This window comes from Paenibacillus sacheonensis (assembly GCF_009909195.1).
GTDB classification, from domain to species: Bacteria; Bacillota; Bacilli; order Paenibacillales; family Paenibacillaceae; genus Paenibacillus_Z; species Paenibacillus_Z sacheonensis.
In genome coordinates this window covers 106,068-118,994 of record NZ_JAAAMU010000007.1, presented here as the reverse complement: position 1 = coordinate 118,994, position 12,927 = coordinate 106,068, and the positions used below count along the sequence as shown (strand labels likewise).

General features: G+C 59.1%; 7 protein-coding genes. 6 read left to right on the top strand and 1 reads right to left on the bottom strand.

Annotated features, from left to right (window positions below; genetic code table 11):
• Positions 1–126: 126 nt before the first annotated feature.
• The gene (locus GT003_RS15490) at positions 127–4,179 is read right to left on the bottom strand and encodes an S-layer homology domain-containing protein (RefSeq protein WP_161699314.1); all 4,053 of its coding nucleotides are present in this window, start codon (positions 4,177–4,179) and stop codon (positions 127–129) included.
• Between the two features lie 496 nt (positions 4,180–4,675).
• Here GT003_RS15490 and GT003_RS15485 point away from each other — a divergent pair, with 496 nt between their 5' ends.
• The 6 genes from GT003_RS15485 to GT003_RS15460 are packed head-to-tail and all read left to right on the top strand — an operon-like array spanning position 4,676 to position 12,920.
• Positions 4,676–6,817 carry an alpha-galactosidase gene (locus tag GT003_RS15485; RefSeq protein WP_161699312.1) on the top strand — a complete coding sequence of 714 codons (2,142 nt, stop codon included), beginning with the start codon at positions 4,676–4,678 and terminating at the stop codon, positions 6,815–6,817.
• The gene (locus GT003_RS15480) at positions 6,814–8,268 is read left to right on the top strand and encodes a sialate O-acetylesterase (RefSeq protein WP_161699310.1); all 1,455 of its coding nucleotides are present in this window, start codon (positions 6,814–6,816) and stop codon (positions 8,266–8,268) included. The genes GT003_RS15485 and GT003_RS15480 overlap by 4 nt, the downstream gene beginning before the upstream one ends.
• Positions 8,269–8,296: 28 nt before the next feature.
• Positions 8,297–9,907 (top strand): hypothetical protein, encoded by a 1,611-nt coding sequence (locus GT003_RS15475; RefSeq protein WP_161699308.1) that lies wholly within the window; start codon positions 8,297–8,299, stop codon positions 9,905–9,907.
• A 1-nt stretch (position 9,908) separates the two neighbouring features.
• Entirely contained in the window at positions 9,909–10,955 is a 1,047-nt protein-coding gene (locus GT003_RS15470; RefSeq protein WP_161699306.1) for a zinc-dependent alcohol dehydrogenase, read from the top strand.
• Positions 10,952–12,112, top strand: coding sequence for a mandelate racemase/muconate lactonizing enzyme family protein (locus GT003_RS15465; protein WP_161699303.1), 1,161 nt, complete (start codon positions 10,952–10,954; stop codon positions 12,110–12,112). The genes GT003_RS15470 and GT003_RS15465 overlap by 4 nt, the downstream gene beginning before the upstream one ends.
• A gap of 28 nt (positions 12,113–12,140) precedes the next feature.
• Complete coding sequence (locus GT003_RS15460; protein WP_170312239.1) at positions 12,141–12,920, top strand: 3-hydroxybutyrate dehydrogenase; 780 nt, start codon at positions 12,141–12,143, stop codon at positions 12,918–12,920.
• Positions 12,921–12,927 lie beyond the last annotated feature (7 nt).

The window sequence follows — 12,927 nt, the reverse complement described above, 5'->3', positions numbered from 1 at the left end:
GGAATTCTTCGATAAAAACAACTTCTTCTAGACAGCCGTTAAAATAATGCGGCCGTCACGGCCGCGCTGCTCCTTCATTCAAAAAAAGATGAGCCTCCGAGAATTCTCGGGGCTCATCTTTGTTAGTTAGCTCATCGCTGCATGCAAACGCTGAAGCAGCACCACCGCCTCGGCTCTGGTCGTCCCCGCCTGCGGGCGGAACGCGCCGCCTGCTTGGCCTTGCACGAGCTGCGCTTTAGCCGTAGCGGCGACCCAGCCTCTGGCCCAGCCGGCGATTTGCGCGTCATCCGCAAAGGAAGTGCCGACGGCCGCCGAGGTCAGCCCGGCTGCTTTACCGATCATGACCGTTGCTTCGGCCCGGGTAATGTTCGCGGCTGGACGGAAAGTGCGGTCCTCGTAGCCGTTCAAGATGCCTGCCCGAGCAGCGGAAGCGATCGAGGCGGCAGCCCAATCCGGGATGCCGTTCGCATCTTCGAACGGCAAGGCTTGCGCTGCTGGCAGGTCCAGCACCTTGCTCAGCATGACCGCGAACTCCGCGCGCGTGACGGCTTGGTTCGGCAGGAACGTACCGTTCGGAAAGCCATTCACCCAGCCGAGTGCGGCGCTGGATTGGATTTCATTTTCGGCCCAGTGGCCGGCGATATCGTTGAACGATGGTTTCGTGCCCTCGGAATCCTCCGTTATCGGCATAACGGCAAACAGCGTAAAGTGATCGGTTTCGCCGGCTATGGTCGAGCCGGAGGACTTTCCGGGAAGCTTCTTCCACTGCTTGGCGGTTTCGTCATAATAGAACACGGCGGAAGGCTGTCCGTCATCACCTTGATCGCTGCTGCGCGTCAGCGTTAACGTGACCGGGAAAGCGAACTTTCCGTCCACGTCTTTCGTCAGGCGGAAGGCATCGCTCAGCAGGATTTGATCGGTGCCAAGAAGCTTTTGCGCATCGCGCGTCGCGTTTTGAATGGAAACGGTCGTCTTCTGAGTCACCGCGCCTGCCGGAATGCGCAAGGTCAGACTGCCATAGTTAAGCGTATAGGCTTGCCCGGGAAATAACACGAATTGACCGTCCGAGAGCACGGGGGCTGGCGGCGCGTAGGTACCCGTATCGGATACGATCGCCGTAATCTCGATGGACACCGCTCGCTCATTGCCAATGGCGTCTTTCGCGTACACCGTGTACGCGCCGTTTCGCGTGATCGGAATTCGATTCGTGGCAGCGACTGCCGTGCCGAACGCCGGATTCGAAAAGCTGCCGATGTTCAAGTCTCCGGGCGCCCACCGCAAATCGCGGATTGCATTTCCGGATGCTTCCCCGTCGGCTGCTGCTGCGACCGTTATTTCGACTTGCGAGGGGGTTCCGGTTTTCGGCGTATAATCCAGTGCGATGGTTGGCGGTCCGTTTACGATGTTGCCGATCGCAATCGTATCGATGCGACTGTTGCCTGCAGCATCTTCGGCATATACCGTGTAGGTTCCGTTGCCCGTCACCTCGAATGCGCCTGCGTCCACGATTGTTCCTCCGCTTGCGAAATAGGAGGCTGCCTGCGAACCGGCAGCCCACTTCAATGAACGGATCGCGCTGCCGGTTCCGTCAGCATCGACCAAGACGAACAGCGGGCCGTTTGCAGGTGCCGCGGTCGATGGCGTCAACGCGATAGCAGGGAGGACGCCGTCGACCAGCACGCCGCTCGTCGTGGCTGCGCCGGCAAGCGCAAGCGGCACGGCATCGCCGATGGACGTGATAGCAGCTGGCGCGACAGCCGCAAGAGAGCTGCCCAGGGCAATGCCGTCCGAATCCAAGTCGCCGGCTTTCACCGTGTAGGCGAACGTCAGCTGGTTTGGCTGACCCGCCGGATGCCCGGCATATTCAGCTGTAATATCGGAGCCGTTCAAGCGAATCGGAAGGAGCGGCGTTCCCGCAGCATCGATCGGGTGGTTGAACGTGACCGTGAAGTTCAACGCCTGGCCGATTCCGTAGGTTCCGTTAGCCGGCACCTGCACCGATTGGATTTGCGGCGTCGGTACCGCGAGCATCAAGAGATACGAGCCTTGCGAAAGTCCGTCCTGCGACGTGACGAGCACTCGGATCGGATTGCTACCCAAATGCAGATTTACGCTGGAGGAAGCTTCGCCGTTCAGCGTCACCTTAGAACTCGGATCGGCCGGCGTCGCGGCGATGACAGCCGTTGTCACCGGCGTATTCAAGGCTGCCGCGTAGAGGCCGGTATGCGCATCGAAGCTCCCGAGCGAATGGGTTGCTCCCGGCGTGCTGAGCGTCCAGCCGGCTAACGCGGCTTGTGCAAAGCTCGCCTTCGGCAACGGATAACCGGTACCCTCGATCAGATCCCAGTTCTGCCCGCTGCCGATCGACCAATTATCGGACGCGTAGGTTGCCTTCGTCTGAAGTTCGCCGGTCGTCTTTCCAGCAGCGTCTCCGCCGGACGTCGATTGTCCGCTGGTCTCCGTGTCCCAGAAGGAGTGAGCGATTGTTCCAGCGCTAGCATCCGCGACGAGTCCCCCGGCGATCTCCAATGCAGGGGCGGATACGTAAGCTGTCGATAACGCATAGTCGATCCGCGACGTTCCGCTCATCGTACCGACCAGACCGGCCACGCGGTCGTTTCCGGTTACGGCGCCATGAACCGTCGCGTAACTAACCGTCGTATCGACGGAAGTGCCGATCAGTCCGCCAACCGAATCGCGGCCGGTCACGTTCACGTTCGATAAGGCCAGATCGGCAATTTGCGCGCCGATCGTTTTCCCGAAAAGTCCGACATCGTCGGTTAACGACCGATTCGCCTTCAAATTCGCGATCATGTGCCGATTGCCGTGAAATATGCCCGTGAAAGGCGAGGCGGTGCTCCCGATGGGCAGCCAGCCGTCCCCATCCGCATAATCGGATAGATTCAGGTCGGCTTCCAATTCGTAAACTTGATTCATGCCGTAACCTGCCGCAGCATGGCTGAGATCGGCAAGCTGAGCCGCAGTCGTTATGCGATGCGGATACTGCGCCGTGCCCGCGTCTCGCGTGACGTTCAGCATGTAATCGGCGGTTAATCCTGCCGCCGAGGTTACTCGGACCGCGATCGCGTTGACGCCCGGATTCAGTGCAATCGTCTCCAAGTTGCCGCCATTATCAATGGAAACGGTAGACATGCTTCGTTTGGCCGTCCCCGCTATGGTAAGATGATCGACTTGGCTGACCACTTGCGCGTTATAAATGCCGTAATTGCCGGCGAACGCACGGTCGAGGGGGATGGCTGAGCCGTCGGCCGCATTTGCGACATTCAAGGCATCTAGAGCAATGCTGTCGTATTGACCGAGGAGCAGCGGAGAAGTCGATCCCTCGACAATACCCCAAACATGGGTGAAATCCCATCCCGCATAGGTAGCCATATGCTTCATATCCAAAGCAGGATGCCCTTCGCCGCCGCCGCTCGATGTCGATTGGCCGCTCGTTTCCGTATCCCAGTAGGCATTGCTTATCGTCGGATAGCCGTCCGCCTTGCCGATGAGCCCGCCCGAATTGGGGCTACCATGGATGACGGCATTCGAGTAGACATTGCGAATCAGTCCCTTCGCAACGCCGAAAGTCGCGTAACCCGCGATGCCTCCGAACTCGTCTGCGGCCGAGGGCTCCCCGGACACGCGTCCCGTCGAATAGCTGTCGGCGATGCTCGATAAGTCGCTGTAGCCGACGATGCCGCCGACAGCTTCATGTCCGGCGACGGTTCCGGATACCGAGGAGCCCGACAATTGGGATCCGCTAAAATCGCCCACGAGCCCTCCGACGTAGGCGTATCCTCGGACATTTGCATGCACGAGATGCACATTGGCGATGCTGGCGCCGTCGGTATGCTTAAACAACCCTACATTGTTTTCTCCCGGCCGATCGATGTTCAAATTGGAAATCGAGTGCCCCTGGCCGTCGAATTTGCCGGTGAAGGGCGAGCTGCCGGAATCGCCGATCGGGTTCCAATCGGCATAGCCCGAAAGATCGATATCCTCGATCAGCCTGAAGTTGCCGGCGGGATGATTCCTGATGTCATCCAATTCCGCGGGCGTGCGCACATCGATCCACGTTTCGGCCGCAGCGGCTTCCCGCACGGCTGCTAACGAAGGCGCCAGCGCCGCAACCAGCAGGAGACAGGCCGTCATGAGAGAGAGGCGCTTCTTTTTCAATTCATTCACTCCTTTGTCGTCGGTGTTCAAAAATAGGCAAACATATAACTATTAGCCTTAACGTCCTAAAATCCTTTATTTTTTCGACAATTATTCCCAATCTCCGACAAGTCGACCGGTCTAGAATAGTGATTGCAGGGTCTTCGGTAGGAGTCCGGGTAACATGAATAGGTACCTTTAGAAGCCGCGTGATTGCGGCTTTTTTGCTTTGCTCGATAAGCAGCCGGAAAGGGCTCGGCAGTTTCCGGTGCCGAAAGTCCAAAAATCATAAAGAAAATACAATTTTTATCGCGAGCGAATTCCGCAACCTCCGCGTGGCGCCGGATTGTTATAGATTCCGCCGAAATGTCCATGTTTTCCGAGGAAAGCCTTTTCTATAATGAGTCCATAAAGAGGCGAAATGGCTGCAATAACGGCAGGTTAGAGCACGTAACCGCGACAAGGGACTGCCTATCGAGAGGCGTCCCTTTTCCACGAAAGAGAAGGTGGTTGCCCAATGAACGTAACGTCCAACGCCATAATCGCGGATTTAGAAAAGCTGCGTTTCCAGTACGTGTCGGAGCTGTCGGTTTACACGGAGTCGCTCGTGGACGGCAGGCTGCTGGTTTCGGGATTTCAAGATAACGGCATCACCATTTACGAATTAAGCGATCTAAAGGATAAGCCGGCTTTCGATCTCGTCGTGGACGGCGAATCCATCTACTACGGCTGGGAATTCGCGGGCTTCGTCTCGGACGAGGACGCGACCGGCAACGCGCGCGGAACGCTGACGTTGAGAAATACGATAAAGCCGCTGCTTCTGAACATAACGACGGGCTGCTGCGGATTCGGCTTCTTCACGAGATCGATGGAAATCGCGAATCTCTCGGAGGATGCGACGCTAGGACTTACGAGCATGGTTCCTTTTAAGGGATGCATATGGAACGTGAGCGACAACTTGGCGGATAACCTGCGAGACCATACGGTCTCTCCGTATTCGGTGGGAAGATTCAAAGACTTGTATTGGTCGCACGAGGGCAATTTCGATTGGCAGGATATCCCCTTGAACACCGGCGTCTTCTTCCAGTCGACGTTCGGCATGAGCGGGCACAGCAATCCGTTCTTCATCCTTCGAAACAACATCAACGGCGGCTACTTCGTGTGCCAGATGGGCTGGTCCTCCAATTGGAAAACGGCCTTCTTCGCGGATTACTTCAACGACGGCCGGCTGCCCATGAAAGTGAACTTGAATTTCGAGATCATGCCGGTTACGCCGGCCCCGGCCAGACTGATCGCGCCGGGCGAATCGGTTCAAGCGCCCGTCGTGCACTTCGGCATGAGCCATGTCGACTTGGACACGGCGGTCCAGAACCTCCATTCGCACCTGCGAAAGTCCGTCCTGCGCACGGCCGGCGACGGCCTGCAGCCGGTCATCTATAACCAGGCCGGGTATATGCAGCCGGGCTATAAGCAGCCGCAGATGAGCGAGGTAGGGCTGAAGCGGGAGGCGGATATCGCGGCGGCGCTCGGAGCCGAGCTTCTGATGGTGGATGCGGGCTGGTACGGGAATAACGGACAGGATGGCGCGGATTGGGGCAATACGACAGGAGATTGGCATCCCGCGGAAGGCCTCCCGAACGATCTGTTCCCTGTCTTCGACTACGCGCGCTCCAAAGGCCTGAAGGTCGGATTGTGGGTAGAAGCGGAAACCGCCGGCTCCAAATCGAAGCTCGCGGAGGATCACCCGGACTGGTTCCTTCATAAGTACGGCAGCAAGTTCGAACGCGTCCTCGACCTGGCGAAACCGGAGGTCAAGGCTTTCGTGGAGTCGGAAATCATCCGTCTCGTGGAGAAGTACGATCTGGATATGTTCCGCTTGGATTACAACTCCAGCTCCAACGACGGAGGGTTTAACCGGCGGGACGGCAGGAACGAGAATACGCATTGGAGGCACGTAGAAGCGGTTTACGACATTTTCGAGCGCGTGGGCAAGCGGTTTCCGAACCTGCAGCTGGAGAACTGCGCAAGCGGGGGAGGGCGGACGGATATCGGCATCGTCAGCCGGTTCACGACGACCTGGGTGTCCGATTGGTTCAAGATGCCGCGGACGGTTCGGATCCTGAACGGCATGAGCATGGCGCTGCCGCCCGAATATATCAACCGGTCGACGGGCATCGAAAGCGCGTATGCCGGAAATCTCGATACCCAATTGCACGCGATCGTCATGGGGCATCCGACCTTGTTCGGCATCGCGCCAACGCTGGAGAATGCCAATCCGGCCATTATGAAGACGACTCGCAAATATATCGAGATCTACAAATCGTTTATCCGAACCTTTCATCGGACGGCGAAGGTTTATCATCATACGCCTGTCATACCCGGAGCGGACGGCAGCGGATGGGCCGCGCTGGAGTACGTATCGGAGGAGCGCAGCAAAGCCGTCGCGGCGGTATTCCGGCTCGTCAACGCGGAAGAAAATGCGTATACGATCAAGTTCAAGGGACTTAAGAAGAATGCCTCCTACCGGGTACGAATCGAGCCGGAAGGCAGCGAGTTCTCGCTCGGCGGCTATTCCTTGTCGAGAGAAGGGCTTGAGATCCAGCTGGATACGGCGTTGACTTCGCAGCTGATCCTGCTGACGGAAGAGGGTTCGCCATGAAGCCGAGCCGCACGGAAATTCGTTTGAGCGATACGGCGTTTCCATGCAGGATCGTCGAACCGGTGCCTCATCAGGTGGTGCAACGAGACGAACGGAACGAAGCCGTCATTCCGATCAAGCTGGAACTGGCGGGCGTTCTTCCGGCAGGTTCGGAGCTTTGTGCGGAAGCCCGATTCAACGGAACAAATTCCGTCGGCCCATGGACCCCTCTGGGCCCTGCAGAGAACCATGCAATTACGGGCGTTTTGGCAAACGTGCCCGTAGGAGAACACAGCGTAGAAATCAGAATCCGATCGGGAACGGCCGATTCCGATGATTCCCGTACGGCGTTCGGTTCCGTCTCGCCGGTATTCGCGGGAGATCTCTGGATACTGGCCGGTCAATCGAATATGGACGGCGTAGGCAAGCTCGGAGAAATTCAGCAGCCGGAGGCCGGAATCAGCTGCTTCTACTTAGGCGATCGCTGGGATGTCGCGACCGATCCGCTCTGCTGGCTGCTGGAATCGGTCGACCCCGTCAATCGAGAGGTGTCGGATGCCGAGCTTGCGCAAGCGATTGTCGAACAAAGGCAATTTCGCCAGCATGGAGCGGGCTTAGGCATTCCGTTTGCGAAGGAAGTGAGACAACAGGTCCAAGTGCCGATCGGCCTCATCGTATGCTCCCATTCCGGAACGAGCATGGCGCATTGGGATTACCGGCTTGCGGACAAGGGTGGCGATTCCTTCTATGGGGCAATGCTTCGCCGGATTAACAAGCTTGGCGGTAAGGTCAAAGGAGTCCTGTGGTATCAGGGAGAGAGCGATACAGGCACGGTGACCGCTCCTCTGTATTACGATGCGATGGTTTCCTGGGTAGCTGCTTTGCGCCAAGACCTGAACGACCCGCTGCTACCGTTCATCTACGCGCAGCTTTCCGTGTTTCATGTCCTCGAGCCCGATACGCGATGGCCGGATCCCGCTTTGTGGAACCGCGTGCAAGACGATCAGCTGGCGCTGGAGCAAGCTATTGCCCATTCGGCCATGGTTCCGACGATAGACGCCGGTTTGGCGGACATTATCCATCTGGATACGGAATCGCTTCGGATCGTCGGACGAAGAATGGCCTGGCAGGCGCTGCGGATCGCCTACGGAATGCAGGTGGCGGAGAAAGGGCCGCGTCCGGCCGGATTTCGCTGGAACGAGGCGCGTACGGAGCTGACGATCGACCTGTCCGGCATCAATGGCCGGCTGCAGGAGATCGGGCCATTATGCGGATTTCGGGTGGAGAGAGAGAAGCGGAGAATTCCGTTCGCGGCCGAACTGACGGAAGACCGCCAAGGCATCCACTTGCGTTTCGAGCAATCCGTGCCCGCCGACTGTCAGCTTTCCCACGGTGCAGGCTTCAACCCCGTCGTCAACGCGAAGGACGCGATGGGCATCCCGTTGGCCGTATTCGGACCGGTTTCCATATGAAAAGACTACTACGCGAAGGAGCAAACCAATGAAGCTGAATTACAGCATGGAACATCGGCCGCTGCTGGACGTCGACGCGCGCGATCGTCTGATCGGACTCATGAAGGACGCGGGAATACGGAAAGTGTGGATCGCCGGCTTCTTCTCCGGAAAAATGATCGATACGGCAGAGCTTATCGAAGCGAGAGCATTCGCGGAAAGACACGGACTCGAGGTCGGAGCGGTCACCATCCCGATCGGGCATCCCGGCAACGCGCTGAATCCGGACGATCCGGATCTCGAGCATCTGGAAATTCCGAAGCATTGGCACTATCGGATCGATAAATCGGGCGAGACCGTCTACTATTGCGGCGCGATCGATGCCAGCTTGATCGAAGACAACGCGCAGGCGGCCAGAAAGCTGAGGGAAGCCGGCTTCAAGGAAGTCTTCCTGGACGACGACTTGAGGAACGCCAACTTCGGTCCGGATATCGAAGGGTGCTACTGCGAGGCCTGCATCGCGGAATTCAACCGGATCTACGAGCGGCGGGCGACGAGGGAATCCTTGCGCGACGCGACGATCGATAAGCGGGACGCGGACTTGATGCTGGACTGGGTCGCGTTCCAATGCGGCAAGGTGACGGACGTCGTCGAAGCGACGGACATCGACGGGGTTCGGCCGGGGATCATGGTCATGCATTACGGCGATGAACGCCATGGCATCGACGTGCCTTCCATCCGCGCAAGAATTCCGGATACGATCTTCCGGGTCGGGGAGCTTCACTTCAACGACGGAACCTTCGGCAGCCCGAACGGGAAGGCGCAAGAAATGATGGGCATCGCCTACCACTTGAATTTCATGGCCGGCGCGGATGCGTACAGCGAATCGACGATATTCCCTCCGAGATCGCTCAAGCCGCACAATCTGGTCTATAAAGCGAAAATGGCGATTACGGCCGGGATCGAGAACGTGCTGTTCATGAGCGGGACGTGGCTGTTGGACGAAAGCTATTGGAACGCTTTGGCTGCCGCGCGGCCGGCGTTGGAAGCGCTCGACCAAGCTTGTTCGGATACCGTCCGGAGCTATCCGGTACATGTCGCCTATGGCACGAGCGGCGCGTATTCGGAAGCGTTCATCCCTACGACTTTGCCCGTGCTGGCGGGCTTGCCCGCAAAGCCCGTTCGCGCGGACCAAACCTGCGACGACGGAGAGCTGCTCTTGTTCTTCGGCGCGTACCGGTTAAGCGAGCAATGGCTGGCGAAGCTGCCTGCTTACAAGCAAGTGGTATTCGACCGGATAGCGGCGGAAGCAAACAAAGACATGCTTGAGCGCTTGGGACCATCCGCATCCCATATCGTCTTCTGGGACCGGGAGGCATCGTCGGCGAACGCTGCGGAAGGAACCGCGCAGCTTCGCGAATTGGTGAGCCGGAGCGGAGCAAGCTGGCAGTTCCCTTGGGTCGCCGAGGGTGAAAACATCGGGCTGACATGGCTTGCGGACAGCGGAAAAGCGGTGCTGTCCAATCTGGCGGAAACCGAATCGGAAGGCGTCGTGAATTGGTCGGGTACGCGGTATCCGGTCGTGCTTAAACCGTTGTCTTTCGCCGTCTTGGAACGATCCGGCGCCTACGTCGAATACGATTCGGAGGTCGCGCCCTGACATGACGAACGCAAACGCGCGAAATCAAATGTGGGAATGGACGGGATTCAATGCCATGGCGCCGCGCGAAGCCGAACGCGCCGACGTGGGTCCCGGTCAAGTCGAAGTGCGCATTCGGGCGATCGGCATCTGCGGCACCGACCTGCACATCATGAGCGGCCATGCGGAATTCGGCAAGCCGCCGCTGCCGCTCGGACATGAATTGGCAGGCGTCGTGGAGCGAGTCGGCGCGGGCGTTGCTTCCTGGCGGGCCGGCGACCGCGTATGCGTCGATCCGTTAACGGCTTGCGGCGCCTGCGAGGCGTGCTTAGCCGGGAACAAGCACCGCTGCCTCGATTCCGGAGAATTCGGTCTTCATTATCCCGGAGGCTGGCAGCGGTTCATGGTCGTTCCCGCGGCCAACCTCTACCTGCTGCCGGACGCGGTCGGCTTCGCGGAAGCGACCCAAGCGGAGACGCTGCATTGCTGCCTGGGCGGCATCGATAAGCTGGACGTGCGGATCGGCGATCAGGCGACCGTGGTGGGCGACGGCCCGACGGGCTTGTATTTCGTGCAGCTGTTGAAAGCGGCCGGCGCGGGCAAGGTCCGCATGATCGGCATGCGGGACTACCGGCTCCGGCTGGCGCGGGAGCTCGGCGCGGACGAAACGACGAACTTGCGCGATCCGGACGCGATCCCGCCCGCGTCGAACGCCCAAGACATCGTCATCGACGCGGCGGGAACGGAGACGTCGCTCGCGCAAAGCATCGATATCTTGAAAATAGGCGGCAGGCTGCTCCTGTTCGGACTCGCCGGCAAGCCCATAACGGTGGATATGCAAACCGTCGTTCTGAAGGAACTGAGCTTGCTTGGCTCGACCAACGCCCCGCATGTATGGCCCCGCGTCATTCAGATGCTGGCGGCCGGCCAGGCGAGGGTGAAACCGCTTCTTACGCATACCTATACGTTCGGCGAGATGGATAAAGCGATCGCTTTCGCTCGAAGCCAGACCGACGAAGCGATCAAAATCATCGTTTCCATAGACGACAATCAGGAGGAATCGCAATGAAAATTACGGCCGTTCGCACGAAACCGATCAAAATCCCGTTTTACAAAGGCGAAAAATGGTCGGGCGGCACGAGGTACAGCGCCCCATCGCTCATTATCCAGATCGAGACGGACGAAGGCTTGATCGGCGTCGGCGAATCGGTAGGGCCGACCATACCCGTTATTCAAACGGTGGTAGACAAGGAATTCGCCCCGTTCGTCGTCGGCCGCGATCCGATGGAGCTGGAATCCATCCTTCACCGGCTGGAGGAATACTGCGTCAATTGGAAGCAGATCGGCTACTACGGCATGGCGGGCATCGAGATGGCGCTGCTTGATTTGAGAGGGAAAATATTGAACACGCCGGCCTACAATTTGCTGGGCGGCAAAGTGAAATCGGACGTCGCGTTCGCCGGCTACATCTTCATCGATGCGCCGGAAGCCAACGCTGAAGAAGCCCGGAAATTCGCCGCGGCGGGGTATACCGAACTGAAGCTGAAGGTCGGAAGGGACATCGATCTGGATACGAAGCGAGTCAAGGCGGTGCGCGAAGCGGTAGGTCCGGCGATGAAGATCCGCATCGACGCGAACCAGAACTGGAGCGTTCCTACCGCCATCAAAGCGATCCGGGCGATGGAGAAATACGATCTGCAGATGGTCGAGCAGCCGACCCGTTACGACGACGTGGACGGCATGGCCGCCGTCGCGCGCGCGGTCGACGTGCCGATCATCGCCGACGAAGGCTGCGCCACTTACGAGGATGCGCTGCGGTTGATCGACAAGCGGGCATGCGCGTGCTTTCTCGTCTACCCGTCGGAAGCCGGCGGCATCTTGAAAGCGAAGCAAATCGTCGACCTGGCCAACCATGCCGGCATTTGGTGCGTTACGGGAAGCTGGGCCGAGACCGGCATCGGAACGCTCGGCAACGCGCATTTCGTCGCCTCCTCGCGAAACTTCCCGTTTGCGAACGACACGCATCTGAACTTCATGACCGGCGATCTGCTGCGCGAGCCATTGGCGTTCAACCAGGGCCGAATCGCGGTACCGGACCGGCCGGGCTTCGGCATCGACCTCGACGTGACGAAGCTGGAACGCTACGGCGCGAGCTTCGAACGGGAAATGGTGTTTTACGATCCGAAGGACCCGCAGTTCCAACCGCGGATCGGCCAAATATTATAGGCGGACAGCGGCAAGGAGGCCGATACCCATGTTACTGGCAAACAAAGTCGCGTTCATAACGGGAGCGGCGAGCGGAATCGGATTGGCGATCGCGCGGAAGTTCGCGGACGAAGGGGCGATCGTCGTCCTGGCCGACAGAAGAGGCGAAGCCGCGGCCGCTGCCGCGCGCGGCCTGGAAGAGGATGGCGCGGCCGCGGAGGGAATGGAGCTGGACGTCACGAACGAGACGCAGTTCGCGGATGCGATCGCGCGCGTGCTAGAGATACACGGACGTCTGGACGTTCTCGTGAATAACGCGGGCTTGCAGCATGTCTCGCCGATCGAGCAATTTCCGACGGAGCGATTCGAATACATGCTTCAGGTGATGGTTACCGGCGCGTTCATCGGCATCAAACACGCTTTTCCGATCATGAAGCGGCAGCGCCGGGGGCGCATTCTCAACATGGCTTCGATCAACGGCGTAGTCGGGTTCGCGGGCAAGGCGGCTTACAACAGCGCGAAGCACGGCTTGATCGGCTTGACGAAGGTCGCGGCGCTCGAAGGAGCCGAACACGGCATCACCGTCAACGCGCTATGCCCCGGTTACGTGGATACCCCGCTCGTGCGAGGGCAGCTCGAGGATTTGGCGCGCTCGCGCGGCGTACCGGTGGATAACGTGCTGGAAGAAGTCATCTATCCCCTCGTCCCGCAGCGAAGGCTGCTGGATGCGGAAGAGATCGCGGATTACGCGGCCATGACCGCGAGCGACAAGCTGCGCGGCGTGAACGGAGCGACGCTGATGATCGACGGAGGCTATACGGCCCAATAGGAGGTAT

Coding starts and splice junctions, on each gene's coding strand:
- GT003_RS15480 (WP_161699310.1), top strand. CDS start 6,814: ATGAAGCCGAGCCGCACGGAAATTCGTTTGAGCGATACGGCGTTTCCA.
- GT003_RS15470 (WP_161699306.1), top strand. CDS start 9,909: ATGACGAACGCAAACGCGCGAAATCAAATGTGGGAATGGACGGGATTC.
- GT003_RS15475 (WP_161699308.1), top strand. CDS start 8,297: ATGAAGCTGAATTACAGCATGGAACATCGGCCGCTGCTGGACGTCGAC.
- GT003_RS15460 (WP_170312239.1), top strand. CDS start 12,141: ATGTTACTGGCAAACAAAGTCGCGTTCATAACGGGAGCGGCGAGCGGA.
- GT003_RS15465 (WP_161699303.1), top strand. CDS start 10,952: ATGAAAATTACGGCCGTTCGCACGAAACCGATCAAAATCCCGTTTTAC.
- GT003_RS15485 (WP_161699312.1), top strand. CDS start 4,676: ATGAACGTAACGTCCAACGCCATAATCGCGGATTTAGAAAAGCTGCGT.